Below are 26,475 nucleotides of genomic sequence, written 5' to 3' on the forward strand. Positions count from 1 at the left end.
GCGCGACCCCCATTGTGCGCGCTGCCGCGTTGCAAATTGCGCCCTGAAGTCGGCGCGAGAGAGGACCATCATGGCTCTGGACGATCTGGTGACGGACGGCGTGCGCGCGGACAGCGTTCCGAACGACCTCGAAGCCTTCTGGATGCCGTTTACCTCCAACCGGTCATTCAAAAAGCGGCCGCGGCTCGTGTCCCGCGCCAAGGACATGCACTATTACACGCCTGAAGGCCGCCCGATCCTCGACGGCTGCGCCGGCCTGTGGTGCGTCAATCCCGGCCACAATCGCGAGCCCATCGTCGAGGCCATCCGCGCCGGTGCCGCCGAGATGGATTTCGGCCCGACCTTCCAATATGGCCACCTGAGCGCGTTCCGCCTCGCCACCAAGATCGCCGACCTCGCGCCCGGCGACCTCGACCATGTGTTCTTCTGCAACTCGGGCTCCGAGGCGGTGGACACAGCGCTGAAGATCGCCCTCGCCTACCAGCAGACCATCGGCCAGGGCACCCGTACTCGCCTCATCGGCCGCGAGCGTGGCTATCACGGCGTCGGCTTCGGCGGCATCTCGGTGGGCGGCATGGTGGCGAACCGCCGCACCTTCGGCACCATGCTGGCCGGCGTCGATCACCTGCGCACCACCTACGACCGGGAGAATCAGGCCTTCTCCAAGGGCGAGCCGGAATATGGCGCGCATTTCGCCGACGAGCTGGAGCGCATCGTCGGCCTTCATGACGCCTCCACCATCGCGGCCGTCATCGTCGAGCCCATGGGCGGCTCCACCGGCGTGCTGCCGGCGCCCAAGGGCTACCTCAAGCGCCTGCGCGAGATCTGCGACAAGTATGGCATCCTGCTGATCTTCGATGAGGTCATCACCGGCTACGGACGCCTCGGCTACGCCTTCGCCGCCGAGCGCTACGGCGTGATCCCGGACATGATCTGCTTCGCCAAGGGCATCACGGCCGGCGCCGTGCCCATGGGCGGCGTGATCGCCCGCAAGCCCATCCACGACGCATTCATGAAGGGGCCGGAGCACATGGTGGAGCTGTTCCACGGCTACACCTACTCGGCGCATCCGCTCGCCTGCGCCGCCGGCCTCGCAACGCTCGACCTCTACGCGAAGGAAAACACCTTCACCCACGCGTTGGCGCTGGAGCCCTTCTTCGCCGATGCGGTGATGTCGCTGAAGGACAAGCCAGGCGTGCTCGACATCCGCACCGTGGGCATCACCGGCGCGGTGGACTTGGCCCCGCGCGCCGGCTCGCCCGGACTGCGCGGCTACGAGGCGCTGGAAAAGGCCTTCCACGAAGAAGGCTTCATGATGCGCATCGCCGGCGACACGCTCGTCATCACCCCGCCCCTCATCATCTCGAAGGATCAGGTGGGCGAACTCGTCGAGAAGCTCGGACGGGTGATCGAAAAGACCGCCTGACGCCGGACGCCTCCGGACACAACCTGGCCGCCGGTCCGCATGTGAGTGCGGCCGACGGCCAGGTGCGCACGGCCGCGAAGCAGGGGCGTCAAGCTCGCGAGCCGCACATTCGCGGTCTCGGGGTCGGAGACAGTGTGGATTGAGGTTTAGGGCGCGTCGCGCCGCAGGCATGGCCGGCTCAGGCCGAAGCTAGAGCCGGCCGCCGGACTAGAGCCGCCCTGTGAGTGCCAGCACGATCACGATGATCAGAAGCACACCCACGATACCGCCGGGTCCATACCCCCACCCGGAGCTGTAGCCCCATGTCGGCAGCGCGCCGACGAGCAGCAGCACGAGAATGATGATGAGGATCGTGGACATCGGCGGCCTCCCATTCTGTCGGGTGGAGCCACGCTCCACCTCGCGCATCTGGTAACGCGCACGAGGCCTTGCAGTTCCTTGTCTTGTGGCGGACCGCCCGACGCTCTGCGGATGACCCGGCCGACGCCTAGAGCGGCGCCGTGGCTCCGGCGAGCCACTCGACGCTGCCTTCGTCCACCAGCGGCACGAGGGTCGCGCGGACTTCGGCGTGATAGGCATCCACCTGCGCCCGCTCGGTGCCGGTGAGGAGACGCAGATCGATCAGCCGCCGATCGTAGGGCACCAGCGTAAGGGTCGAGAAGCCGAAGCACGGCCGCTCGCCCGCCTCCACCGGGCGGTCCTCCACGAGGATCAGGTTCTCGATGCGGATGCCATAGGCGCCGGTGCGATAGAAGCCCGGTTCATTGGAGAGGATCATCCCCGCGGCCAGCGCCAGATGGCCGAGCTGCGAGATGCGCGCCGGCCCCTCATGCACGGAGAGCCCGGCGCCGACGCCATGGCCGGTGCCGTGATCGAAATCCAGCCCGTTCTCCCACAGGAACTGCCGCGCCAGCGGATCGAGCTGGGCCCCCGTGATCCCCTTGGGAAACACCGCGCGGGTGAGGGCCAGATGGCCCTTCAGCACCAGCGTGTAGTGGCGGCGCATGTCCTGCGTCGGCGTGCCGACGGCGAGGGTGCGGGTGATGTCCGTGGTGCCATCCGGATATTGCGCGCCGGAATCGAGCAGGAACAGCTCGCCCGGATGGATCGCCCGGTTGGTCTTGCGGGTGACCCGATAGTGCACGATGGCGCCGTTCTCCCCCGCGCCGGCAATGGTCGGGAAGGAGATGTCGGTGAGACAGCCGGTGGCGCGGCGGAACGTCTCCAGCGCCTCCACCGCGTCGATCTCGGTCAATTTGCCGGTGGGCGCTTCCCGGTCGAACCAGGCGAGGAAGCGCACCAGCGCCGCGCCATCGCGCACATGGGCCGCGCGCATTCCCGCGATCTCGGCCGGGTTCTTCGAGGCCTTGATGAGGGAGATGGGGTCGGCGCCCTTGTCGGCGATGCCGCCTGACGTCTCGATGAGCGTGGCGAGGCGAACGGGCGCGGTGGCCTGATCGACGCGGATGCGCCGGCCCTTGCCGTTGCCATTCTCCCCCTTGGCGAAAGCGGCGAGCACGCGGTCGAGGTCGCCCACGCCGTGCAGGCGGGCGTGGCCGGCGAGGGCCGCGCGCACCTCATGGGAGAGCTTCAGTGCCTCGAGGAAAAGATCGGGCAGCCCCTCGCGCGGCACGATGCACCAGGCGAGCGGCAGCGGCGTGTGCGCCACATCCCCGCCGCGCATGTTGAACAGCCAGGCCGCCCCGTGCGGATCGGAGACGAGCACGCCGTCGAGCTTCTCCTCGGCGAGCTTCTCCTGCACCCGCCGGAGCTTGGTGGCGGTGTCCTCACCGGCGACGGAAAGATCGAGCAGGCGCACCGGCTCGCGGGGCGGCGCCGGTCGGTCGGGCCAGATGGGATCGAAGGGATCGGCCTCCAGCGGCGCGAGGATGCCACCCGCCGCCGCCACCGCCTTCACCAGCCGCTCGCGGCCGTCGATGGTGGTGCGCCACGGATCGAATCCGAGCCGGGCACCACGGGGCAGATGGTCTTCGATCCACTTGTCCGGCCGTGTCTGCGACAGCGGCACCACGGTGAAGGCCGTCTCGTCCACCTGCGCGGGGGCCTGGAGGGTGTAGCGCCCATCCACGAACAATGCGGCCTCCGTCGGCAGCACCACGCAGGTGCCGGCGGAGCCGGTGAAGCCGGTGAGGTAGGCAAGCCGCTCCTCGCAGGCCGGCACATATTCGTTCTGATGGGCGTCCGCGCGCGGGATCACATAACCGTCGAAGCCGAGGCGCGCGAGCTCCGCCCGCAGCGCCACCAACCGCGCCCGCCCCTCGGCGCCATCGGCAAGATCGTCGAAGGTCTGGAAGTGCGCCTTGAACGGGGGATGGCCGTGGGATGCGGGATGAACAGGGGAATGGGCAGAAGACGGGGACGTCATGGGCGGTGCGCCGGGCAATCGTTGAAATCCCGCCGACCATAGGAGCCCCGCCGCACCACGGCAACGCAGTGGGTATTTCGCGAAACGCCCTTGATGGGCAACCCCGCATCCGATTATGGTCGGCGCCTGCGCGGGCGTAGTTCAGTGGTAGAACGACAGCTTCCCAAGCTGTATGTCGTGGGTTCGATTCCCATCGCCCGCTCCAGTTTCGCGAGCTATGACAAGAGCTTGTCGGCCTACCGTTGAACTAGGCGTTCCCCGCGTTCCTCGCCGCGTTCCTCCGTTTTGTTTACGACTTGTTCCGGTGCTGCTGACGGAGCGCGGCAACCTTGCGACTCTTCCCGATCGTGCCCCGCACATAGCGGATCGTCGTGGAAGCCTGTGAGTGGCCGGCGGCGGAGCGGATGGAGTCGAGGTCGGCCCCCGCGTCATCCGCCTCGGATATGCCGCCCGCCCGCGCATCCATGTTCCACAGCGCATCGGGGATGCCGGCCACCCGCGCGACCTTGCGCCACTCGCGCGCATAGGCGTGCTCGGCGAATGGCCGGCCGGCGAGCTCATCCACGATCAGCGGACCAACGCGCCTTTCGGAAGGGATGCGGGAAATCAGATCCATGACCAGCGGGCACAAGGTCAGGTCATGGGCCACCTCTGCGCCGGTCTTGGTGGTGACCTTCCTCACCACGAGGTCAGCGCCGATGTCGGCCCACGTAAGCCCCCGCGACCACCTCCGCCCGCGCAGGACGATGCCGCCGCCCTCGGCCGCAGCGGGCAAGGTGTCCCACCGGCCGATCACGTCCCGCTGCCGCATCGTGGTCTCAAACTGAAACGCCGTGCCCAGGGCGAGAGACAGCCGATCGCAGTCCAGCGCTTTGGCGATGAAGGCCTGCACATGGTGCAGTTCCAGTTTCTCGCGGCGGCGGGCTGGTTGCTGGAAGCGAGCCTTTGAAAGGATGGTCACGAGGCGCACGCATTCAGGCAGCTCGGCCGTGACGCCATAGGCCAGGACACGGCGCAGCATGGCGATGATGCCGTGAGCCTTCCGGACACGCTCCCGCCCGCCGGTGGCTTTCGGCTTCTTCGCCTCTTCGTACCAGCGGTAGAAATCCGCGATGCCGAGCGCGGCGAGGGACCGTTGCCCGAATGCCTTCTCGATCACACGCAGCACCTGATCGTAGGTGCGCCGCGTGTTCTCGCGCACCTGCCGGTATGGGCTGGACTCGTCCGTCTGATAGCGCTGACGTTGCCCCCAACTTCTATCCAGCTTTGAGTTCGTTCTGGCGGTTGGATTTGCCCTTTCGGGCGTGCTGGGCGGCGGGGGCAGACGCGGAACCACTCATGTTGCGGAGCGTCTGATCCCGCCGCGGGTGGAACGTTGAGGCGAAGGCGCTTGGCGTCTGCCATCCGAGCTTCGAGTGCGGGCGGTCGGTGTTGTAATCGACCTGCCATCGGGCGAGGGCGGCCCTGGCTTGGGACAGGCTGGAGAACAGCGTCTCGTTCAACAGCTCGTCCCGCAGGCGGCCGTTGAAGCTCTCGATGAAGCCATTCTGCATCGGTTTGCCGGGCGCGATGTAGTGCCACTCGACCCGGGCCGCGTCGGTCCAGGCCAGAATGGCATTGGAGGTGAACTCGCTGCCATTGTCGCTGACGATCATCTTGGGCCGGCCGCGCTCTGCTAGAAGCCTGTCGAGTTCGCGAGCGACCCTGACCCCGGACAGCGACGTGTCCGCCACCAGCGCCAGGCACTCGCGAGTGCAGTCGTCCACGATGGCCAGCATCCGGAAGCGCCGGCCATCGGTCATCTGGTCGGCGACGAAGTCGAGCGACCAGCGCTCGTTCGGTCGCAGCGGGATCATCATCGGCGCCCGCGTTCCGATGGCCCGCTTGCGACCACCGCGCTGGCGCACCATCAGCCGTTCCTCACGATAGAGCCGGAACAGCCGCTTGTGGTTGACCGTGAAACCCTCCCGCCTGAGCAGGACGTGGAGACGGCGATACCCGAACCGCCGCCGTTCCTGGGCGATGGCCTTCATCCGCTCACGCAGCAAAGCGTCATTCCCGCGCTTGGCTCTGTATCTCATGGTCATGCGGCAGAAGCCGGTGGCTTTACACGCCCGCCGTTCGCTCATCCCGTGATGCTCCACGAGATGGGCGACAGCTTTGCGCTCGGCAGCGGGCGTCACCACTTCTTTCCCAGGAGATCCTTCAGCGCGACGTTGTCCAGCATGGCGTCGGCGAGCATTCGCTTCAGCTTGGCGTTCTCGTCCTCCAGCGCCCGCAGCCGCTTGGCCTCTGATATGTCCATCCCGCCGAAACGGGCCTTCCACTTGTAGATGCTGGCGTCGCTGACCCCGTGCTTCCGACACAGGTCCGAGACCGGCACCCCGGCCTCGTGCTCCTTCAGGATCCCGATGATCTGCTCCTCGGTGAACCGGCTGCGCCTCATGTTCTGGTCCTCTCATTGGGCCAGAACGAACTCAAAGCTGGATAGAAGTTGGGGGCAACGTCAGCCTTGGTGATCGGGGAGTTGGAAAACCGAACGAATACGGTCCCTGTGGCCTTTAGTCCGAGAACCTGTTGCATACGCCACAGGCTCCCCGACCTCAGGGTCAAGGAGTGGGTGCCATTCCGGTTGGCACACAGACCGATTCGTTGGGGTTTCCACGCCCCAGAACGTCGCGTAACGCTCCGCCTACATATCTACTCCGGTAGGGGAAATTTGTCGCGCTTTTTTGGCCTATGTCAGAACATCGAACCTCAAGTACGCAGGCACCCGAGACCCTTAGACTTGCCAGAAGACCAATGTGTCATCGCACAAAAAACGTTCCTACTCGAACTTTTTTATAGAAAGCCTCGCGTAAGCATATATGATCACCCAAGTAAATATGTTTAGTGTGCAAATTAAAAAATCAGGACTCGAGTCATATACATATTAAACGGTCGATGCGTATATCGCGAATACGACACTTGCTACAAATAGACACTTAACGATCCGTAACAATATATATAGATCACCACCATACTGACCAAACTTCCAGTATGCCAGGAACGCTATTCCAAATGCGATTGACATTATGGAGCCAACTAATAGCTCTTATGTCATGCTCGAAGAAAGTGCAAAACTAATTACCGGGGACAGTAGAACAAAAGAAAGTATCAGGGTGAACAGCCGCAGCTGAGCAATGCTCTTCGGCGGCAGTCGGCTGTACCAGCGTTCGGAGTGACTCATTATTCGCAGCCCAATCCTCGTTCGAGGGGAATGAAACCGTCACCGGCGCTTATCAAAAAGCGTGGCCCCGAATGAGGGCCCAGCATGACGATAGCGGAGCCCTATCGGCATTCTCAAGCCCATCCCCTGATGATGCGCTCGACCTGCTTGAGGCGATCCTTCGGTGACGTGGTTCGGCGAGCGGCGTCATCCAAGATCGGCTTCGCGGCCTCCGCAAGCAGACCGAGATTGCGTAGGTCAATTGCGAGGTCCCAAATTGCCGCGTCGCCTTGGCCTGCACGAGTGCCAGTCTCATCGAATGTCGCCACCGCGTCCTTTACGGCTTCAGCAACATCAGGAGGCCAATCCACTCCCTCAGTGAGCAAGGGAGCGAGCGGAGGTGAAGGCAAAAGCGCGGGCACCATTTGAAGCCAATAGTCCGGATTCATGAACTGGCGATCGTCTCCCACCAATGCTTCGAAGAAGGAGTCCCCTTTGTCGGCTTGGCAAGGGAGGTGGTAGATGCTCGCTATTGATTTCTTCGAGGGATCGAACCCGTGATCGACGAAGCCATTGTCCTCCAGCTCCATCATGATCGCAGCGAAGAGGCGACCAGACTCCTCCTTGGTCACCGGCCTTGAAAGAGGGATGCAGACGCGCCATTTTTCGCGTTCAGATATCGAGCTGAAGCTATTGGAAACAATCATTTTTTCCTGATTTAAAATTCCAATGAACTCGGCACGAGACATCCCACCACCGTCGTTGTCGAGAATGAGCACGGATGTCCCTTGAGCATTGACGGCGCTCCTCGCATCCACCTTCGGATCGATGAAGCTGGTAAAATTGAAACAAGGAGTATCTGTCTTCTTTTCGTACTTTATCTCATGTGCCGTCGAGAACAGCTCCACCATGTCGTCGATGGTTTCGAGTTCAATCACGTCCGTAGCGGCTGGTGTGTAGCTTTTGCCACCTGTGATATGTGACGTATCATATCGATTCATGGTCCATGTCGTCTCAGCGGTCTCGAAACATCGTGTCACGATATCCATTCTTATAGGGGTTTCGTGACATATCTCTTTGGATACGTTATTGGCGTCTGGTGGCAGTTCAAGGGCTTTCGCTTTGTCTCTTGCGCGTTGTGCCCTCTTTCTGGCAGTCGCGTTGCTGTGGACTCGTGGTCTACCAACACGCCCGACCTTCGCTGGTATCTCGATTGGTATCTTGATGAGCGTTGAGCCCTTGAAGACGCCCTCAAGAAATTCCGCTACTCTACGATCCGGAACAATGACGATCTTTCGAGTAGTGGAATTGATATCTCGAATCGAGCATCGCATAACGGCCTGATAGATTTCCAGGCAATGCATTCCCATGACGATGTCATCGTCGTTGAAGCCGAGCCACTTCAGGAATGTTTTATAATAATCGTTTGGATTACGAGCTGTGTAGATCAGAACGTTGTCGATGTGCCTGTAGCCGTTAAGGCCGTGGACGGTCCCTTTGATTTGATGACCGCCTGCTGCAACCAACGCCGCGTTATCGATCGCCTTTCCATCAAGCGAATTGTTGGATTGAAAGATAAACGCATTGCCGTCGAAGACCGATAACGCATAGTCAATGAGGCCGGGAAACGATCTCCGAATAATGCATCATGATACCCTTAGACCACCTCGGTAGATCGAGGTAATGTATCTCGATCAGATGCCCATTTGGGTGATCCATGTAAGCGAGTTCCGCCGGTTCGTCGCCATTCAATGGAGGGTACTGCGGCTCGTCGTAAGCGATAAACTCGACCCCAATGCGCGAGAATATTTTGTAAAAGAAGGTTTCGCGAAACATGGCGGAGGCGATCGTGCAGCTCTTGAACTGCGAAATGACGCTCTTGGTTCGGACTGCGCAGATCGACAACTTTGTCGCTTCGCTGTCGCCATCGAGGAGCCCGCGGTACTTTTCAGATTGAACGAGCGGCTTCCAACCCTTCGTCAGCATCATTTTTGTAGCATCGCGAAACACGCCGTCTACTGCATCCTTGCTCCCAACGATGGCCTTAAGCCTGGACACGCTCTTGGCGCGAACCGGCACGTAGAAGCCATCCCCTGATGGAATGATATGTTCGGTCAGATAGGCATGGTTCTGCGGGACGTCGATCTGGAAGCCCTGTTCGACCTTCGGGCACTCATCGAAGAACAAGTCCCAGAATCTCGCCTTGTGGAAGTGGGGCACCAGATCGAACGCCGAATGCGTGATGATGACAACCTGCCCTCCCTGTCCGGCATTCTTGAAATGGCCAACGATCGCCGAGGCGACGTTTTGGCCGCTCAGAGTGTCCTCATGGATTTTCGTGACCGGGAAATCGGCGCCACACCTCTCGATCATGTCGCCATAGGTCTGATCGACCAGAGCCTTCGAGGGTTGGCAGAGAAGGATATTACGATCCCATTGAACCATTTCCCCGATCTCGGATATCAGGAACCTCGTTTTGCCCGAACCTGCGGGCGCATCAATGTACTTTATCTTCATTCAAGATCTCCAAATTACGGATGTAAATATGCGTTCGAACACACCCCAAAAGGGCGCGGCCGCTTGTGTCAAAATTCCTCGCGAGAACACGGCCTTTATAGCCTATCTGGCACCGAGAGTCAAGCGACAACCCATCTAACTATCTGAAATTACATTATAATTTTTGATCATTTAAATTATTTCTCGTCTGAGTTGTGGCGTGAATGTAAACATCATTCAGATAGCACATTGATTTCACAATAAAATTACGTATATAGCGCGACCGACTGCAAAGGATCTGCCTTCGTCCGTCTCCCCGCGATCGTCGAAGTCGGGAGCCAGAGCACGATAAAGGTGAAGGCCCACGCGAGCGCTTACCACCCGCTTCCTTGGTTTCTTGAGCGGAGAGTGCTCAAATGAGGCTCATGGAAGGGAAGCGAAGGCACCGTATCGCAAGGGAAGAGCGGTTCCAATCAAGAGCGAGCGTGGCGATGCCTGGAATGCAGTCGGACGATTCCGCAAAGAGGACTTTGCTATTTTGCAGTATATTCATATTTTGTTTGCTAGTTCTTTGCGTTTCCGTTCTGCTGCTGTCGTTTGTAGGCGCATGCATTGGCTTGGACTTCGATAGGCCGGGATTCATATTATTCTGTATTTTCGCGCTTTCACTTTTATCATACCATTATTATCGAACATATGTTCGATTCGGCATTGAGGATGAATGGGAGGAGCCGGCGTTTGTAAGGAGATATTTGTCGTTCATAGATCGAGATTAAATTCGAAAAATGGATTCCAATAGATTAGCATCAGATGCATGCATCCTTCAGGCTCTCATTTCGGCTATTATGGTGTGCGTTCTATTTTATTATATTTTCCATAACAACTCGGCATGCCCGATACCGCTCCTGAACTCGTTGTGAGAAACGCCCAACCTGCCTCAGCGTGCAAATTCCCTTCGGTCTTTCGGCTGGGTTTGCGCCCGGCGCTCGCTTAGGTGAACCGAAACGAAGGAATTTCTATCCGCTCCTTCATGTACAGAGGGGTTTCCACACGTTTCGTCGGCTTCTTGGTAGGCGCGCGATGTGGCTCATGGCGTCGGGATTAAGGTGCGGGCGCCCTGTCCTTGAACGTATGATTTGCCGGCCGCGCTCAACTCGATCATCCCCAGGAACTTGGCCAATATCCGTTATCTTGCACCCGTGAAATGGTAATTAGGTGTAGAATTCGGTCGAATTTCTACGTCAACCCGCGCCGAATCCCTATGTTTTTGAGATTGCAAGCGGAAAATCGCTGCGAACGCTCCAATCTGCCCATAATGGGAGCATTAGTGGCGGGCATTCATGGGTCGCTTGGATGGAAAGTGCCAACCATTCATGAGGGCCTCCGCGGTTATCGGAGCCCTTTGATTAATGGTAAGATATTTCAAATCTGGATGGGACTTACGAGGGCAACGGCCGAACCTCACACCGCCCCTTTGTCACTCCAGTCCATCTCTTTCTGGTGCCTCAAGAGAAGGATGGTCACTCCATCGTCGCCAAAGTGGTAGCGAGCGACATAACCACTATCCCCAAACGGGATGAGCCAGTCCCGAAACTGCTCGGGAAGACCGTCGATCGTCCGGCCCCATGTGAGGATGTGTGCCGAGTGCACGAACGCCGTCTATGATGGCCTCGCCGGCTCTTTTCGCAGCGGCAGGATTCTTGGGGCTTAGAAACGCCCGTAGCCGCTCAAGGTCACGGATCGCAGCTGGCGAAAATCTCACTTGCGGCATTGAGGTGCCGGCAGCTCGCTTTCAGTTCCCCAACTCGACAACCACTTCTCGACATCCTCGGCTGTGGCATGCACGCCCGTTGCCTGAAACTCGTCCCATGCCTTGAGGGAGTCCTGTCGCAGCGCCTCGCGCTTTTCCTCGCGCTCCACGTACTGCGCGATCGCCTCCCGCATGATCCAATGGGAGGAGCGACGGCGAACTTCCGCGAGACGCTGGATGCGCCCTTTCAACTCATCGTCGAGTTTGATGGATGTTGCCGATGCCATGCGTGGGCTCCATAGCGAATAGGTAATACCTCTTGCTACTATAGGCGCCCGTCACCCATTGTCCAACAGAGAGGCCAAATGAGGCTCCCGACGAGGCTCCACCTCCTGCTTCCTTGGTTTCTTGGAGGGGAGTGTCTGGAGGGACCCATTTTTCCTAAGTGGAAGGTCGAGGGCGGCTGGCAGTGGCCACGACCTCTCTTGGTTCCGCGTCCGGCTGTGGATGGGCTTCGGCGGGCCTCTGAAGCGATATGTCTTGGAACTGCCCCGCTAAGGCTGCTTCAGGGTAACAAGCCTCGGGTAACGGTCGTCAGGGCGAAGCTGCGAGAGTGACGGCGAAAGGCGAGGCTGCGGATATCCGCTAAAGCGAGTCGTCGGGCGGTTCGCTGAGGTCCATTGCGAAGAAGGCAACCCAGCCCTAGCAAGCGCCTTTCGTTACCCCCATGTACCCTAGACGACGAAGCTGAACCCGCCCCAAGAGGCAGGCCGCTAAGTCATTGATCTTCAAGGTATTTGGTGGGCGCACTAGGGCTCGAACCTAGGACCCGCTGATTAAGAGTCAGCTGCTCTACCAACTGAGCTATGCGCCCGTCCGGGGTGGCCCCCGAAGGAGGCGTTCGTGTAGCAAATGAGTTTCGGGCTGGCAAGGGGCTGGGGCGGCGCGGCGGCGAAGATTTCCACAGGTCTTCCCGCCGCCGCGTCGTCGCTTGGGGATTTACTCCTTGAAGGCTTCCTCGCGGCCCCTCTGCACGGAGGGCAGCAGCACCACCACCAGAGCGGCCAATGCGAGCAGCAGCAGCACGGCCGAGATGGGGCGGGTGACGAACACGGTGGGATCGCCGCGCGAGATCAGCATGGCCCGGCGCAGATACTCTTCCAGCATGGGGCCGATGACGAAGCCCAGCAGCAGCGGCGCGGGCTCGCAATCGAGCTTCACCAGCGCGTAGCCGAGCAGGCCGAACAGGGCCATGGTGTACACGTCGAACACGTTGTTGTTCACGCTGTACACGCCGATGCAGCAGAAGGCGATGATGGCCGGGAACATCACGTGGTAGGGCACGGTGAGCAGCTTCACCCACATGCCGATGAGCGGCAGGTTGAGCAGCACCAGCATGAAGTTGCCCACCCACATGGAGGCGATGACGCCCCAGAACAGGTCGGGCTTTTCCGTCACCACGTTGGGGCCGGGCGTGATGCCCTGGATGATCAGCGCGCCGATCATCAGCGCCATCACCGGGTTGGAGGGGATGCCCAGCGTCAGCATGGGGATGAACGAGGTCTGCGCGCCGGCATTGTTGGCGCTCTCCGGCCCCGCCACGCCCTCGATGGCGCCGCGCCCGAACTCCTGCGGATGGCGCGAAAGCTTCTTCTCGATGGAATAGGAGGCGAAGGAGGAGAGCATGGCGCCGCCGCCCGGCAGGATGCCGAGGAAGGAGCCGAGCGCGGTGCCGCGCAGCACCGGGGCGATGATGCGCTTGAACTCCTCCTTGGTGAGCATCAGGCTCTTCACCTTGGCCGCGACGAGCGAGCGCTGGTGCTCGTCCTCGAGGTTGCGGATGATCTCGCTGATGCCGAACATGCCCATGGCCAGTGCCACGAAATCGAACCCGTCGGAGAGCTCGGGCAGATCGAAGGTGAAGCGCGGCGTGCCGGTGTAGATGTCCTGGCCGGAGAGGCCGAGGATCAGCCCGAGCACGATCATGGCGATGGCCTTGACCACCGAGCCCGAGGCCAGCGTCACCGAGGCGATGAGGCCGAGCACCATCAGCGAGAAATATTCCGGTGGCCCGAACTGCAGCGCGAGGTTGGCGAGCGGCGGCGCGAACAGGGCCAGCAGCAGGGTGGCCACCGAGCCGGCGAAGAAGGAGCCCAGCGCCGCCGTGGCGAGCGCCGCGCCCGCCCGGCCCTTGCGGGCCATCTGATGGCCGTCGATGGCGGTGACCACCGATGAGGATTCGCCCGGCAGGTTGATGAGAATGGCGGTGGTGGAGCCGCCATATTGCGCGCCGTAATAGATGCCGGCGAGCATGATGAGAGCGGAGACCGGCGGCAGGCCGAAGGTGAGCGGCAGCAGCATGGCGATGGTCGCCACCGGGCCGAGGCCGGGCAGAACGCCGATCAGCGTGCCGAGCAGCGCGCCGACGAAGCAGTAGAAGATATTCTGCAGCGACAGCGCGACGGAGAAGCCGAGGGCGAGGTTGTCAAACAGTTCCATCCCGCCCTCCTCAGTATCCGCCGAGCCACGGGCCGAGCAGCGGCAGCGGCAGGCCGAGGCCCTTGATGAAGACGGCCCAGGCGAACACCACCATCACGGCGGTGTTCAGCAGCGCCGTCCTGAAGGTGAACAGGCGCGAGGCCAGCGCCGAGACGAACACGGAGACGCCGAGGGCGGGGAGGAAGCCGAGGGGCCGTACACCGAAGCCGAAGAACACCAACGCACCGGTGATGATGAGCAGGGCCCGCCAGGCGATGCCGCTCGGCATCTCGCCGGGAAAGCGCAGTCCGTTGATGAGGATGATGAGCCCGAGCAGGCCGAGGAGGGCCGAGAGCAGGAGCGGGAAATAGCCCGGCCCCATGCGCACCGCCGTGCCCATCGGCAGTTCCTGCGTCTGCCAGCCGAACAGGAGCCCGAGGGCGATGAAAAGGAGCCCCGAGAGGACGTCCTTCGGATTGCGGATGATGTTCATGTCCCCCCTCGGTGCCGGCGCGTATTGGTTGCGCTCTGACAGATGGCCTGCTGTGTGACTGCCCGCGCGGCTGGCTCCGGCCACGCGGGTGTTTTCGTAAGGGCGCGCAGTCTCAGGGGCGCGCAGACGCGGGCGCGACCCCAACCGATATCAGCTGGGGCGTCGGGCCGGAGGTCCGGCCACGACGCGCGATCTCACCGGGAGCGGAGATCAGTCGGCGTAGACGCCGGCGCTCTGGATCACCGGCTTCCACTTGGCGATCTCGGCGATGACAAAATCCTTGTGGAAGGCCGGGCTGCGGCGATCCTTGGGCTCCGGCTCGGTGCCGAGGTCGGCGAAGCGGGCGACGACCTTGGGGTCGTTCAGGGCGACGTCGAGGGCGGCATTCAGCTTGTCGACGATGGCCTTGGGCGTGCCCTTGGGGGCATAGATGCCGTGCCACACCGCCACCTCGAAGTCCTTGAGGCCGCTTTCCTGCATGGTCGGCAGGTCGGGCAGCGACTTCACATGGTCCTTGGTGGTGACCGCATAGGCCTTCACCTTGCCGCCCTTGATCTGGCCGGTGGTGTTGGTGGTCTGGTCGCACATGAGGTCGATCTGGCCGCCGACCAGGTCGTTCATGGCCGGACCCGTGCCCTGATAGGGAACGGTGGTCATCTGCGTGCCGATGGAGGACATGAACAGCATGCCGCACAGATGCGAGGCGGAGCCGACGCCGGCATTGCCGTAGGTGACCTTGTCCTTGTTCGCCTTCACGAAGTCCACGGCCTCGGCCATGGTCTTGGGGGCGAAGCCGGGCTTGCCGATCATGGTCATGGGCACGGCGGTGACGAGGCCTACGGCCTCGAAGTCGGTCGCGGGATTGTAGGGCAGCTTGCGGTAGAGCGTCGCCGCGGTGGCCTGGCCGATATGGTGGAGCAGGATGGTGTAGCCGTCGGGCGCGGCCTTCGCCACCTGGCCCGCGCCGCGGGTGCCGCCGGCGCCGCCGACATTCTCCACGATGACCTGCTGGCCCAGCGTCTTCGACATGGATTCGGCGACGAGGCGCGCCACCGTGTCGGTCGGGCCGCCGGCCGCGAACGGAACCACCATGGTGATCGGCCGCGTGGGGTAGTCCTGCGCCGTCGCTGCCGCCGAAAAACCAATCGCCGCGGCAAGCGCGAGGGCGGCCGAGATCATTCGCATGGGCATTGTCCTCCTCTGGGGGTCCTTCAGCGACCCCTTCTGAATCCTTTTGAAAGTCGCGACGACCGTTACGTCAAGCCCGAAGTGCCGCAGCGTCGCCGGCAGCCTGGCACCACACGCATGCCCAAGCTGCCACCTTCCGGCCGCACCACAGCTACGCCGGACCGCGCAAGCTTTTGGCAAAGCGTGGTTTTTCCCGCTGCTTTCCGCACGGAACCAGCGGAGGCCTAGCCGGTTCTCATGACACGACCCCAAAAGGAGATGTTATGAGAATCTCGCCCCTGCCCCTCAGTCGGGCTTTGCTCTCCAGCGCGGCGCTCGCGCTCGCGGTTCCCGCCGTCGCTTCGCTCGCCGTTGCGACGCCGGCAACCGCGCAGCAGGCGCAGAAACGGACCCAGGGCCAGCCGCAGCAGACCGGCCGCGAGCGGGTGGACGTCAACGTCTTCTACGCGCCGCTGGCGGAGCACGGCAGCTGGGTGCGCCATCCCGACTACGACTACGTCTTCGTGCCCGCCGGCCTCGACGCCTCGTGGCGGCCCTATCAGGAGGGCCGCTGGCTGTGGACCGACGATTACGGCTGGTACTGGGATTCGGCCGAGCCGTTCGCCTGGGCGACCTACCATTATGGTCGCTGGGGCTACGAGCAGGCTTATGGCTGGTTCTGGGTGCCCGGCGACACCTGGGCGCCTGCCTGGGTGACGTGGCGCAGCGGCGGCGGCAAGACCGGCTGGGCGCCCATCGCACCCGATTCCCGAGGCTATGCCTATGGCGCGCCCCGGGTGATGGACCCGCCGGTGGCGGAAAGCTGGGTTTTCGTCGAAAACCGCTACCTCGCCGCGCCGGAGCTGGCGCTGCATGTGGCGCCCATCGCGCAGATCGCCGTGTGGCTGTCGCGGGACAATCCGCGCGTCTACCAGCCGCTCTATCGCGACGGGGTGGTGACGACCCGCTTCGTCGACCGTAACGACTATGCGAGCGTGATCGAAGGCGGCATCCCCTCCCGCCGGGTGGTCTTCGTGGACAATTACCGGGACGAGTTCGTCGATCGCGGCGGCTATGTGGGCATTTACGGCCCGCGCGTTGCCCGCGCGAACCGCGTTCCCCCGCCGCCGCGCTTCGAGCGCGAGCTGCCGCAGGACCGACGAATCCTGGTGCGCAACTATGTGGGCGAACGGGTGCCGGGGCTGGCCGCGCCGTCCGCCGCTTTGCTCTCGGTCATCGACGACAGCCAGCGGCGCCAGCTGCGCGAGCATCGCTGGTCGGGCAACAACCGCGCCTATGAGCGGGAGATCGACCAGTTGCGCGAGCGCCAGCGCGATCGCATCCAGAAGACTGTGGAGGAGGCGAACCGCAACGCGGGCGAGATGCAGGAGAAGCGCCTCGAAGCCATCAAGGCGCGCAACGAGAAGCTGCAGCAGCGTGTGGAGCAGCGCCAGGAGCGGGCTCAGCAGGTGATCGACAAGATCCGGCAGGAGCGGCCCAACACCCTCCCCGCCCGCGCCACCGACGACAACCGAACCGGCGCCCCTGGCGCCCCCGGCGCTCGCCCCGGCACGCCGAACGTGCCGCCGCCCGGCACCGGCGATGCCGCCCGTCCCGGTGCAGCCGGTACCCCGCCGGGCACCCCGCAGCGCAATCCCGATGCGCCAACCACGCCGCCGGACCGCACGCCGCCCAATGCGGCGCGTCCCGACACGCCGCGCAGCGGCCAGCCGGAGCGCAGCGAGCGTCAGGCCGAGCCGGACCGCGCCCGTCAGCCGGATGCGGCGTCGCCGGCGAGCCCTGCCGAGCGTCAGGACAGGCAGGCCCAGCCCGATCAGGGCCGTCAGCCGGAGACGCCGCCCAACCGGCCGGCCACCCCCGCGCAGCCGAGGCCTGATGGCAATGCGCGTCCGGAGCAGAGCGGTGCGCCGAACCGCCCTGCCGTGCCGACCAACCCGGATCGGGGCCGCGAGGATCGCCCGTCTCCCGGCCAGATGGACCAGCCGAAGAACGCCCCCTCCCCGCGCGCCGACCGGGAGCGGCCGGAGCGCCCCAGCCGCGATCAGCCCCGCCCCGTGGATCGGGCGGCCACGCCCGACCGCGCTGTCCCCGAGCGTCCCGCGCCCCAGCGCGCGGCGCCGGCCAACCGGGCGCAGGGCGATGCCCCGGCGCGCGAGCCCGCCGCCCCTGCGGCCCGCGAGCGTGCCCAGCCGGGCCCGACGCCGGGCGGAGCCGCCGCCGGTGCCGCGCGCCCCGGTCCCGCGACCCCGGCCGCCCGGCCGGGCGGCGCAGCAGCCCCCGGCGGTGCCGCGGGGACTCCCGGCGACGGACCGGGCCGCAACTGATCCCGCAACGAAAAAGGCCGCCCCATGGGGCGGCCTTCTTTCTTCGTGACAAGCGGGAGGCCTCAGCCCACCGCGCTCAGCCGGCGGCGCTTTGGGCGTTCATGCTCTGACGCTTCATCTGCAGCTTGTTCAGGGCCGTGATGTAGGCCTGCGCGGAGGCGACCAGCGTGTCGGGATTGGCGGCGCGGGCGGTCACCACCTTGCCGTTCTCCTCGAGCCGCACGGAAACCTCGGCCTGCGCATCGGTGCCCTCGGTGACGGCGTGGACCTGATAGAGGTCGAGCTTCGCCTGGTGCGGCACCAAAGCCTTGATGGCGTTGAAGGTGGCATCCACCGGGCCGTTGCCCTCGGCCTCCTCGGTGATGACGCGGCCGTCCACCTCGACGCGCATGGTGGCGCGCTGCGGGCCGTGGGTGCCGGCGATGACCGACAGGGACAGGAGCTTGATGCGATCGTGGGAGACCGCGATCTCCTGATCCACCAGCGCCTCGATGTCCTCGTCGTAGACCACCTTCTTGCGGTCGGCGAGGTCCTTGAACCGGGTGAACGCATCGTTGAGCGCGTTCTCGCCCAGTTCGTAGCCCATGGCCTTGAGCTTGTCGCGGAAGGCGGCACGGCCGGAATGCTTGCCCATGACCAGCGAGGTCTTGGAGACGCCGACGCTCTCGGGCGTCATGATCTCGTAGGTCTGGGTATGCTTCAGCATTCCATCCTGATGGATGCCGCTCTCATGGGCGAAGGCGTTCCGGCCGACGATGGCCTTGTTGTACTGCACCGGGAAGGACGTCACCGCCGAGACCAGCTTGGACACGCGGGTGAGCATCTTCGAGTTGATGCCAGTGCGATAGGGCAATACGTCCGAGCGGGTGTCGATGGCCATCACGATCTCTTCGAGCGCGGCATTGCCAGCCCGCTCGCCGATGCCGTTGATCGTGCATTCGATCTGCCGCGCGCCACCGGCGAGGCCGGCCAGCGAATTGGCCACCGCCATGCCGAGGTCGTTATGGCAATGGACGGAGAAGATGGCCTTGTCCGAATTGGGCACGCGCTCGCGTACGGTGCGGAAGAGCGCCTCATATTCGCCGGGGGTGGTGTAGCCGACCGTGTCGGGAATGTTGATGGTGGTGGCGCCGGCCTTGATCGCGGCCTCCACGCACCGGCACAGGAAGTCGATCTCGGTGCGGGTGCCGTCCTCGGACGACCACTCCACATCCTCCACGTGGTTGCGGGCGCGGGTGACCGAGGCCACCACCATCTCCAGCACCTCGTGCGGCTCCTTCTGGAGCTTGTACTTCATGTGCACCGGCGAGGTGGACAGGAAGGTGTGGATGCGCCCGCGGCGGGCGTGCTTCACCGCTTCGGCGCAGCGGTCGATGTCGTTCAGGGCCGCGCGGGAGAGGCCGGCGATGGTGGCGTTCTTGGTGCGGCGCGCGATCTCCGCCACGCTCTCGAAATCACCGATGGAGGCGATCGGGAAGCCGGCCTCGATCACGTCCACGCCCATCTCGTCCAGCACCTCGGCCACTTCGAGCTTCTCCTCGAAGGTCATGGAGGCGCCGGGGCACTGTTCGCCGTCGCGCAGGGTGGTGTCGAAGATGATGACGCGGTCGTTGGCGCCGACGGTGTTGCTGGCAGTCATGGGAGCGGTCCTTCTCGCATCCGGCGCGGCCCGTCTGGGGGCATGTTGTCCGGATCATAAGCCGAAAACAGGCGCCGGGTCTTCAGGCCCGGCGGCGGCGTTTCCCCTGAGTGCCCAGGCGCAAGCCCGGCCGGCCCTCAGGGGCGGCTAAGGAGAAGAAGCGCGCGCAGAATAAGAGCGTTGCCCGGAACCTTGATGGTCCGGGGCTGAGAGGCGGCGGTCTTGGTCGTGCGGGACGACACGGGGCGCTCTGCTCTTCGCTCACGAGTACGGGAAGGTGCTCATAGCCGAATGGTACGGCTGAAGCAAGGGGGCGCGGCGTGAGGTGGGATGCCTTCCGCCGGCATCCCCTCCCCTACTGCACCGGCAGGATGCGCTTTCCGGTGCGGGCCGCCTCGTCATAGATGCGGGTGTCACCGGGCTTCAGGGAATAGCAGGTCTGGGCGATCACCGGCGTTCCGGCGGCGAGCAACTGGCCCACGGTGGCGAAGCGGTAGCCCTTGGCGCGCAGTGCTGGGATGAGGATCTTCAGCGCCTCGGCCGTGTGCTTGCCGCGGCCGTTGGCGTGCATGAGCACGATGGAGCCGGGCTTGATGCCGCGGAGCATGTCGTCTGCCATGCCCTTGGCGCCGATGAAGGCGGGATCGCCGGAATCCACGTCCCACTGGATGGCGAGGTGGCCGGTGTCGTTCACATAGTTCAGGGATTCGGCGCTGCACGAGCCATAGGGAAAGCGGAACAGGCTGATGGCCTGCGGCTTGGGCAGCATGCAGCCCTTCGCCTCTGCCTGCTTGCGGCCGAGGGCGAGGCCGATGTCGGCATCGTCCACCTGCCGGCGCATGGCTTCCCCCGTCTTCACGGTGAGATTGGCATGGGACCAGGTATGGTTACCCATCTCGAAGCCGGGATCGGCGGTGAGCTGCCCGCCGCGCTCGGGATGGCTCACCATCCACTTGCCGCCGGCGAAGAAGGTGGCGGCAACGCCCTCGGACCTCAGATAATCGACGAGCGCGCCGTCATAGCCCGATGTCTCGCTGGAGGCCTCGCAGAGGTCGAAGGTGAGTGCCACCATCTTCACCCCCGGCGGCAGGTCCACTCGGCGGATGGAGCCGCGCAGCGCCGCCGGCACCGGCGCCGAGGCGGGCACCGAGATATCCGGCAGTTGGCCCGGCCCGCCCGTGTGCGGCCGCACGATCTCCTCGCCCTGCTTCGCCGCCAGCGCCTGGGGCGGATAGCAGGCCGGGCCGGCGGCGAGCGCAGGCGCGCAGAGGCCGGCGAGCAGGAGCGCGGCAAAAAGCGGACGGAACGGCAGTCGGATCGAGGGCAAGGCGTCACCGGCACAAAGCGTCGCCATCGGGCGGCGGCGCACCGGCTTAGCCCTGCGCGCGGCGCATTTCCAGTAGCCGCACGGCTCGGTTGCGGTCACTTGCTGTTGCGCGGGGAAACATGGGCGTCGAACGAATGGCGGCCCTGCGGCTCCCATCAGCATCGCGTGACGGCCGATCAACAGAATCCATTTGAATGCAGGCGGCCTGACGGAGTACGCGGCGAGGGCGGGCCGATGGCCCCCTGATCCGGGACGTCCCATGAACATCCTCTCCATCCAGTCGCACGTCGCCTACGGCCATGTGGGCAACGCTTCCGCCGTGTTCCCGCTGCAGCGGCTGGGTGTGGAGGTGTGGCCCATCAACACCGTGCAGTTCTCCAACCATACCGGCTATGGCGCGTGGCGGGGACAGGTGTTCGAGGCGTCGGTGATCGGCGATCTGGTGGAGGGCATCGCCGAGCGCGGGGTGCTGTCGCGCTGCGACGGCGTGCTCTCCGGCTATATGGGCTCGGCCGACATCGGCGCCGCCATCCTCGATGCGGTCGAGCGGGTGCGGGCGGCGAACCGCAACGCCGCCTATTGCTGCGACCCGGTGATCGGCGACGTGGGCCGCGGCATCTTCGTGCGTCCGGGCATCCCGGAATTCATGCGCGAGAAGGCGGTGCCCGCCGCCGATGTCATCACCCCCAACCAGTTCGAGCTGGAGCTGCTCACCGGCCGCACCTGCACGACGCTCCCGGAGGCCATCGCCGCCTGCGACGCGTTGCACGCGCTGGGGCCGAAGGTGATCCTTGTCACCAGCCTGCATGTCGGCGAAACGCCGCCCGATTCGATCGACCTTCTCGCCTCCGGTCCCGATGGCCGGTTCCTGGTGCGCACGCCGCGCCTCGCCGTGTCCCTCAACGGCGCGGGCGACGCCATCGCCGCTTTGTTCTTCTTCCACGTGCTGCGCACGGGCTCCACCGCGCAGGCGGTTTCCCTTGCCGCATCCTCCATTTACGGGGTGCTGTCGCGGACCGAAAAAGCACAGTCTCGGGAATTGCTGCTGGTGGAAGCGCAGGAGGAGTTCGTTACCCCCTCCCGGCTCTTCCCGGCCTCCTCGATCTGAGGCTAAATTGTGGCAAGCAAGTAAAGAGGCCGGCGTGGGGGCGCGGGTGCTCTTGTAGCGTTCGAGAGCTGAGATGCCGCGCCGGTACGTGACCCTGGACGTGTTCACCACCCGCCCGTTCGGCGGAAATCCGCTCGCCGTGGTGCTCGACGCCCAGGGGCTCGACGACGCGGCCATGCAGCAGATCGCGCGGGAGTTCAACGTCTCAGAGACGGTGTTCGTGCTGCCACCGAAGAACAAGGCGAACCGCGCCCGCATCCGCATCTTCACCGTCGCCCACGAAATGCCGTTCGCCGGCCATCCCACCGTCGGCGCCGCCGTGCTCCTTGCGCTGGAGGACAAGCTCACGACGGGCACCCTGCGCATCGAGGAGACCATCGGCACCATCACCTGCGAGGTGACGACGCACGGCGTCACGCCGGCTGGCGCGCGCAAGGGATCGGCCGTGTTCACCGCGCCGCGCAAGGGCGAGATCGAGGAGGTGAACATCTCCCGCGCCGCCTGCGCCGAGGCGCTGAACCTGGACGAGGGCGACATCGGCTTCGACGCCCATCGGCCCATCGTCGCCAATGCCGGCGTGCCCTTCCTGTTCGTGCCGCTGGCCGACCTGACGGCGCTCGCCCGCGCGCGGCCGGACGAGGCGGCCTTCATCGCCTCCCTCGGCGGCTTCGGCGAGGCGCTTTACCTCTACACGCTGGACGAGGAAGGCGACGCGGACTTCCGCGCCCGCATGTTCTCCCCCGGCCTCGGCACGGAGGAAGACCCGGCCACCGGCTCCGCCGCCGCCGCCTTCCCCTGGGTGCTGCTCGACGCCGAGAACCGGGTGGACGGCCACCACAAGGTGCGCATCGACCAGGGCTTCGAGATGGGCCGGCCGAGCCGGGTCGATCTCGGCTTCACCGTGAAGGGCGGGCAGGTTACCGGCGCCACCATCGGCGGCGGAGCGGTGGTGATCGCCGAGGGCGTGCTGCATATTTGAAAGATGCCAATGGGTAAGGCGCCACACTTGAGCGTAGCCAATAGGTGGCATTGAAACAACTCACGCTCGTGAGCCGGATTCCAGCCTGCTTTCGCGTGCGGCCGGGCTTGGCAGTGGCGTGATCACGCCTATGTCTGCCGCATCGCAGCACTCCCGGCCCCACGCCAGAGGATTCCTTTCATGAGCGCGACGTCCCTGTTCGAACCCTTCCGCCTCGGCGAGCTGACGCTGCCGAACCGCATCGTCATGGCGCCCCTCACGCGCAACCGCGCCGCCGCCGGTTTCGTGCCGAGCGACCTCGCGCCGCAATATTACGCCCTGCGCGCCGATGCCGGCCTGCTCATCACCGAGGCCTCGCAGATTTCCCAGCAGGGCCAGGGCTATCAGGACACGCCCGGCATCTATTCCGACGCCCAGGTCGAAGGATGGAAGAAGGTAACGGACGCGGTGCACGCCAAGGGCGGGCGCATCTTCATCCAGCTCTGGCACGTGGGCCGCGTCTCCCACACCTCGCTGCAGCCGAACGGCGGCGCGCCGGTGGCCCCTTCCGCGCTCACCGCCGCCACCAAGACCTTCGTGAACAACGGCTTCGCCGAGACCTCCGCGCCGCGCGCGCTGGAGCTGTCCGAGATCCCCGGCATCATCGAGGATTATCGCCGCGCCGCCGCCAACGCCATCAAGGCCGGCTTTGACGGCGTCGAGGTGCACGGCGCCAACGGCTACCTCATCGACCAGTTCCTGAAGGACGGGTCGAACCTGCGCACGGACGCCTATGGCGGCTCCATCGAGAACCGCAGCCGCTTCCTGCTGGAGGTGATGGACGCGGTGATCGCCGAGATCGGCGCCGCCCGCACCGGCCTGCGCCTCTCGCCGGTCTCGCCGGCCAACGGCATCACCGAGAGCAATCCGCAGGCACTCTTCAACCACGTGATCGAAGAGCTGGAAAAGCGCCACCCCGTCTATATCCATGTGGTCGAGGGCGCGACGGGTGGCCCGCGCGAAGTGGCGCCGGACTTCTCCTTCGAGGAACTGCGCAAGCGCTACAGCGGCGCCTGGATGGTGAACAACGGCTACGACCTCGCCCTCGCCAATGCCGTGCTGGCGGAAGGCAAGGCGGACCTCGTGGCCTTCGGCAAGCCGTTCATCGCCAATCCCGATCTCGTGGAACGCCTGCAGCGCAACGCGCCGCTCAACGAACTGGACCGTGACACGCTCTATGGCGGCGGCGCCAAGGGCTATATCGACTACCCGACCCTGAAGGACGTCGCCGCGTGAGCGGCGGCTGGGGCCAGGACTGGACCGTGGGCCGGCGCATCGCGCCGGTCCATCGGCTCGACCTTGCCTTCGAGCCCGGCGGCTGGAGCGAGATGGCGCCGCGCCGGGGCGAGATCGAGACGCATTTTGCCCGCCGGGCCGCCGATAATCCGCATCTGTGGAACGGGCCGATCCTGCTCCTCGCCCGCCATGGCTTCACAGACGGCGTGCTCTCCGGCGCCTTCCGCCAGACCGATTTCGCGGCCTTCACCTTCTGGCGCGACGAAGGCTGGAAGGACGAGGGCATGGTCAACGCCTTCGCCCTCGCCGCCATCGAAGGCTCCGATGGCGGCTTTGTGCTGGGTGTCATGGGGCAGCACACGGCCTCGGCCGGCCGCATCTACTTTCCCGGCGGCACGCCCGACCCCTCCGACATCACGTCCGACAAACGCGTGGACCTCCACGCCTCCATGCTGCGCGAACTGACCGAGGAGACCGGGCTCCTGCCCGCCGACATCCTGCGCGACGACGGCTTCACCGGCCTGTTCGACGGGCCGCGCGTGGCCCTGATGGGCCGCCTCGTGTTCGACGCCCCGGCCGAAGACCTCGCCGCCCGCATCCGCACCTTCCTCGCGGCGGAAACCCACCCGGAACTCGCTGATGTGGCGGTGGTGAAGAGCGAAGCCGACCTCACCCCCGCCATGGCCCCCTTCGCGGTGGACTACATGCGCTGGCGCTGGGCGGGGAACTGAGCGCCGAGGCAGCACAGGGATGCGGCAGCGCGACGTTCCGGCGGGAGCTTCGCCTGCCCGCGCCATTAACGTCCGGTTCACCAAACGTTAAGCTTCACGAAACCATAAGGACCACAGTGACGTTGTGATCACGGCTCTCGACGGAGGATCAGGGGCATGAACACGGTCATTGCGTTTCCCGATACGGCCCGCCAGCCGGCGCGGCGCGGATCGTCCCGTGCGGATCGCGGCGGAAGCCGGCCGGAGGGGGCGGAGATCGTCATCCTGCCGGTGGTGCGCATCGAGCGGCACGTTTCGGCCTTGCCGGGCCCGACACCGGAGGCAGAACCCCTCTTGCGGCCGCGCCGCAGCCACTGACTTACGGAGAAAGCGCGTTCAGTTCGACGGCGTGCAGGTCGCCGCCTCGAGTTGCCGGCGCACGAGTTCCCGCATCCCGCGCTCGCGCACGAAGGCGCGCACCGCCACGATGCCCTCCCGCGAGGGGGATTCGATCACCAGCCGGTCGGCGGCGGTGATTTCCTCGTCTTCCGGCAAAGCCGCCTTCTGCTTGCTGGTCATCAGATCCAGCTCGATCACCCTGCCGGCCGCCTGGTCGCTCAGCGCGTAGAAGGCGAGCGCTTCCGAGGTGTAGAAGGAGACGGAGGTGTAGTCGGCCGTGGCCGGCACACGCACCTTCAGCGGCGCCCCCGACAGATCATAGAGGCAGATGGCCGAGATGAAGGCCGGGTCCGTCATGGGCAGCGTCTGCTCCAGCGGCGTCGGGTCCGGCAGCAGGGTCAGCACATTGGAATCCATCAGTTCGGAGAGCCGCGCATAGGCGTTGCGCTCAGCCAGCGCTGGCATGGCCAGGATGGATACGATGTGGGCGATGGCCCCCAGCACCACCGAAAAGGCGATGAACAGCAGCAACTGCCCCGGCGTGCCCAGGCGCGGGCGCACGAAGCGGGGCCGCGCCACGTGCGGACGCGGCAGCCGCGCGAAGAATCGGCTCCAGAGCCGTCCCGCAAGCCGCCCGCCGCGTGCCGCGACCTCGGACGCTTCCCCGCGCAGATCGTCGAGGGTGGTCACAGGCAGGCCTCCCGCGTGATGCGGGGCAGCACAGCGGCATCCGCGCCCGAGGTGAAGGAGAAGGGCGCGTCATAAAGCCGGAGTGCCACCTTCAGCCGGGGCCGGGCGCCGGTGGGTAGCCAGTTGCCGGTGCGCGCGCGGGGCGAGAGGCGCACGTCGATGGCGCCGTTGTCGCGATAGACCACCTCGGCGCTGGTGAAGCCGAAGCGCCCGGCATCGTTGGGGATGAGATTGCCGTCCTGGTCGGTGACGGTCAGCGTCCACAGCCGCGCCTGCGGCAGCACGCCGACGATGCGCGTCTCGCAGCGCCCGTCCAGCGGGTTGCCGGCATCATCCGTCGTGGCGAGGAAGAGCAGGCCGTCGGCCAGCTCCAGCGGCAATTCCCCCGAGCGAGCGACAAAGGCGCGGGCATAGGGGTCGGCCTTGGAGGTGCCGGACCGCGGCCAGCCTTCCCAGGAGCCCACGCGCACGTTGTCCAGCCCCCGCGAGTGGGTCACGGAAAACCATGTGACGCCCAGCCCGAGGATGGTGGCGATGAGAAGCGTGAAGGCGAGCGGCAGTAGGCGCACGGGAGGTCCGAAGCTATCCGCCTCTATCTA

The 26,475-nt window shown here is 64.8% G+C and carries 22 protein-coding genes and 2 tRNA genes; 8 read left to right on the plus strand and 16 right to left on the minus strand.

Annotated elements, in window-relative coordinates; all coding sequences use genetic code 11:
• Positions 1-70 precede the first annotated feature (70 nt).
• Entirely contained in the window at positions 71-1,426 is a 1,356-nt protein-coding gene (locus tag D7006_RS18705) for an aspartate aminotransferase family protein (RefSeq protein WP_237354105.1), read from the plus strand.
• A 207-nt stretch (positions 1,427-1,633) separates the two neighbouring features.
• Here D7006_RS18705 and D7006_RS18710 read toward each other — a convergent pair whose 3' ends face one another.
• Both D7006_RS18710 and D7006_RS18715 read right to left on the minus strand, forming a co-directional pair.
• On the minus strand, positions 1,634-1,786 hold the full coding sequence (locus D7006_RS18710; protein ID WP_168460109.1) for a DUF3309 family protein: 153 nt from the start codon (positions 1,784-1,786) through the stop codon (positions 1,634-1,636).
• Between the two features lie 127 nt (positions 1,787-1,913).
• Positions 1,914-3,812, minus strand: a complete 1,899-nt coding sequence (locus D7006_RS18715) for an aminopeptidase P family protein (protein ID WP_237354106.1) — start codon at positions 3,810-3,812, stop codon at positions 1,914-1,916.
• A gap of 130 nt (positions 3,813-3,942) precedes the next feature.
• Here D7006_RS18715 and D7006_RS18720 point away from each other — a divergent pair.
• A tRNA-Gly gene (locus D7006_RS18720) sits at positions 3,943-4,017 on the plus strand.
• 84 nt (positions 4,018-4,101) lie between these two features.
• On the opposite strand, the gene D7006_RS18725 is transcribed toward D7006_RS18720, so the two are convergent.
• From D7006_RS18725 to D7006_RS18770, 10 genes are all read right to left on the minus strand, one after another.
• Entirely contained in the window at positions 4,102-5,013 is a 912-nt protein-coding gene (locus tag D7006_RS18725) for an integrase (RefSeq protein WP_237354107.1), read from the minus strand.
• 55 nt (positions 5,014-5,068) lie between these two features.
• Positions 5,069-6,258 (minus strand): IS3 family transposase gene (locus D7006_RS18730; RefSeq protein ID WP_237354108.1). Its coding sequence is split into 2 segments (ribosomal slippage): positions 5,069-6,009 and positions 6,009-6,258, totalling 1,191 coding nucleotides; the frame shifts between segments, so codons are not numbered across the junction.
• Positions 6,259-7,154: 896 nt separating this feature from the next.
• On the minus strand, positions 7,155-8,546 hold the full coding sequence (locus D7006_RS18735; RefSeq protein WP_237354109.1) for a hypothetical protein: 1,392 nt from the start codon (positions 8,544-8,546) through the stop codon (positions 7,155-7,157).
• 85 nt (positions 8,547-8,631) lie between these two features.
• Positions 8,632-9,537: a hypothetical protein gene (locus tag D7006_RS18740; RefSeq protein WP_237354110.1), complete on the minus strand. Its 906-nt coding sequence runs from the start codon at positions 9,535-9,537 to the stop codon at positions 8,632-8,634.
• Positions 9,538-11,077: 1,540 nt separating this feature from the next.
• The gene (locus D7006_RS18745) at positions 11,078-11,287 is read right to left on the minus strand and encodes a type II toxin-antitoxin system RelE/ParE family toxin (protein ID WP_237354111.1); all 210 of its coding nucleotides are present in this window, start codon (positions 11,285-11,287) and stop codon (positions 11,078-11,080) included.
• Positions 11,275-11,553 carry a CopG family ribbon-helix-helix protein gene (locus tag D7006_RS18750; protein ID WP_237354112.1) on the minus strand — a complete coding sequence of 93 codons (279 nt, stop codon included), beginning with the start codon at positions 11,551-11,553 and terminating at the stop codon, positions 11,275-11,277. Before D7006_RS18750 ends, D7006_RS18745 begins: the two co-directional genes overlap by 13 nt.
• A gap of 511 nt (positions 11,554-12,064) precedes the next feature.
• A tRNA-Lys gene (locus tag D7006_RS18755) sits at positions 12,065-12,140 on the minus strand.
• Positions 12,141-12,265: 125 nt separating this feature from the next.
• Positions 12,266-13,765, minus strand: a complete 1,500-nt coding sequence (locus D7006_RS18760) for a tripartite tricarboxylate transporter permease (protein WP_237354113.1) — start codon at positions 13,763-13,765, stop codon at positions 12,266-12,268.
• 10 nt (positions 13,766-13,775) lie between these two features.
• The gene (locus D7006_RS18765; protein WP_169124072.1) at positions 13,776-14,237 is read right to left on the minus strand and encodes a tripartite tricarboxylate transporter TctB family protein; all 462 of its coding nucleotides are present in this window, start codon (positions 14,235-14,237) and stop codon (positions 13,776-13,778) included.
• A gap of 210 nt (positions 14,238-14,447) precedes the next feature.
• The gene (locus D7006_RS18770) at positions 14,448-15,422 is read right to left on the minus strand and encodes a tripartite tricarboxylate transporter substrate binding protein BugD (protein ID WP_237354114.1); all 975 of its coding nucleotides are present in this window, start codon (positions 15,420-15,422) and stop codon (positions 14,448-14,450) included.
• A 266-nt stretch (positions 15,423-15,688) separates the two neighbouring features.
• Here D7006_RS18770 and D7006_RS18775 point away from each other — a divergent pair, with 266 nt between their 5' ends.
• On the plus strand, positions 15,689-17,749 hold the full coding sequence (locus D7006_RS18775; RefSeq protein ID WP_237354115.1) for a DUF6600 domain-containing protein: 2,061 nt from the start codon (positions 15,689-15,691) through the stop codon (positions 17,747-17,749).
• 76 nt (positions 17,750-17,825) lie between these two features.
• Here D7006_RS18775 and D7006_RS18780 read toward each other — a convergent pair whose 3' ends face one another.
• Positions 17,826-19,388, minus strand: a complete 1,563-nt coding sequence (locus tag D7006_RS18780; RefSeq protein ID WP_237354116.1) for a 2-isopropylmalate synthase — start codon at positions 19,386-19,388, stop codon at positions 17,826-17,828.
• 355 nt (positions 19,389-19,743) lie between these two features.
• Entirely contained in the window at positions 19,744-20,715 is a 972-nt protein-coding gene (locus D7006_RS18785) for a polysaccharide deacetylase family protein (protein ID WP_237354117.1), read from the minus strand.
• Between the two features lie 259 nt (positions 20,716-20,974).
• Here D7006_RS18785 and pdxY point away from each other — a divergent pair, with 259 nt between their 5' ends.
• The 5 genes from pdxY (at position 20,975) to D7006_RS18810 (ending at position 25,165) form a co-directional block, all read left to right on the plus strand.
• Positions 20,975-21,823, plus strand: coding sequence for a pyridoxal kinase PdxY (gene pdxY / locus D7006_RS18790; RefSeq protein ID WP_237354118.1), 849 nt, complete (start codon positions 20,975-20,977; stop codon positions 21,821-21,823).
• Positions 21,824-21,896: 73 nt separating this feature from the next.
• Positions 21,897-22,802, plus strand: coding sequence for a PhzF family phenazine biosynthesis protein (locus D7006_RS18795; protein WP_237354119.1), 906 nt, complete (start codon positions 21,897-21,899; stop codon positions 22,800-22,802).
• A 180-nt stretch (positions 22,803-22,982) separates the two neighbouring features.
• Positions 22,983-24,077, plus strand: coding sequence for an alkene reductase (locus D7006_RS18800; protein ID WP_237354120.1), 1,095 nt, complete (start codon positions 22,983-22,985; stop codon positions 24,075-24,077).
• Positions 24,074-24,808 (plus strand): NUDIX hydrolase, encoded by a 735-nt coding sequence (locus D7006_RS18805; RefSeq protein WP_237354121.1) that lies wholly within the window; start codon positions 24,074-24,076, stop codon positions 24,806-24,808. Before D7006_RS18800 ends, D7006_RS18805 begins: the two co-directional genes overlap by 4 nt.
• Before the next feature lie 156 nt (positions 24,809-24,964).
• Positions 24,965-25,165, plus strand: a complete 201-nt coding sequence (locus D7006_RS18810) for a hypothetical protein (protein WP_237354122.1) — start codon at positions 24,965-24,967, stop codon at positions 25,163-25,165.
• Between the two features lie 18 nt (positions 25,166-25,183).
• Here the strand turns inward: D7006_RS18810 and D7006_RS18815 are convergent, their stop codons facing one another.
• Both D7006_RS18815 and D7006_RS18820 read right to left on the minus strand, forming a co-directional pair.
• Positions 25,184-25,714: a DUF1254 domain-containing protein gene (locus D7006_RS18815; RefSeq protein WP_371745128.1), complete on the minus strand. Its 531-nt coding sequence runs from the start codon at positions 25,712-25,714 to the stop codon at positions 25,184-25,186.
• Positions 25,715-25,872: 158 nt separating this feature from the next.
• Positions 25,873-26,445, minus strand: coding sequence for a DUF1214 domain-containing protein (locus D7006_RS18820; RefSeq protein ID WP_024280523.1), 573 nt, complete (start codon positions 26,443-26,445; stop codon positions 25,873-25,875).
• Positions 26,446-26,475: the final 30 nt, after the last annotated feature.

This window comes from Xanthobacter sp. YC-JY1, from assembly GCF_021730305.1.
Lineage (GTDB): Bacteria > Pseudomonadota > Alphaproteobacteria > Rhizobiales > Xanthobacteraceae > Xanthobacter > Xanthobacter flavus.

Coding starts and splice junctions, on each gene's coding strand:
- D7006_RS18705 (WP_237354105.1), top strand. CDS start 71: ATGGCTCTGGACGATCTGGTGACGGACGGCGTGCGCGCGGACAGCGTT.
- D7006_RS18710 (WP_168460109.1), bottom strand. CDS start 1,786: ATGTCCACGATCCTCATCATCATTCTCGTGCTGCTGCTCGTCGGCGCG.
- D7006_RS18715 (WP_237354106.1), bottom strand. CDS start 3,812: ATGACGTCCCCGTCTTCTGCCCATTCCCCTGTTCATCCCGCATCCCAC.
- D7006_RS18740 (WP_237354110.1), bottom strand. CDS start 9,537: ATGAAGATAAAGTACATTGATGCGCCCGCAGGTTCGGGCAAAACGAGG.
- D7006_RS18745 (WP_237354111.1), bottom strand. CDS start 11,287: ATGCCGCAAGTGAGATTTTCGCCAGCTGCGATCCGTGACCTTGAGCGG.
- D7006_RS18750 (WP_237354112.1), bottom strand. CDS start 11,553: ATGGCATCGGCAACATCCATCAAACTCGACGATGAGTTGAAAGGGCGC.
- D7006_RS18760 (WP_237354113.1), bottom strand. CDS start 13,765: ATGGAACTGTTTGACAACCTCGCCCTCGGCTTCTCCGTCGCGCTGTCG.
- D7006_RS18765 (WP_169124072.1), bottom strand. CDS start 14,237: ATGAACATCATCCGCAATCCGAAGGACGTCCTCTCGGGGCTCCTTTTC.
- D7006_RS18770 (WP_237354114.1), bottom strand. CDS start 15,422: ATGCGAATGATCTCGGCCGCCCTCGCGCTTGCCGCGGCGATTGGTTTT.
- D7006_RS18775 (WP_237354115.1), top strand. CDS start 15,689: ATGAGAATCTCGCCCCTGCCCCTCAGTCGGGCTTTGCTCTCCAGCGCG.
- D7006_RS18780 (WP_237354116.1), bottom strand. CDS start 19,388: ATGACTGCCAGCAACACCGTCGGCGCCAACGACCGCGTCATCATCTTC.
- pdxY (WP_237354118.1), top strand. CDS start 20,975: ATGAACATCCTCTCCATCCAGTCGCACGTCGCCTACGGCCATGTGGGC.
- D7006_RS18795 (WP_237354119.1), top strand. CDS start 21,897: ATGCCGCGCCGGTACGTGACCCTGGACGTGTTCACCACCCGCCCGTTC.
- D7006_RS18800 (WP_237354120.1), top strand. CDS start 22,983: ATGAGCGCGACGTCCCTGTTCGAACCCTTCCGCCTCGGCGAGCTGACG.
- D7006_RS18810 (WP_237354122.1), top strand. CDS start 24,965: ATGAACACGGTCATTGCGTTTCCCGATACGGCCCGCCAGCCGGCGCGG.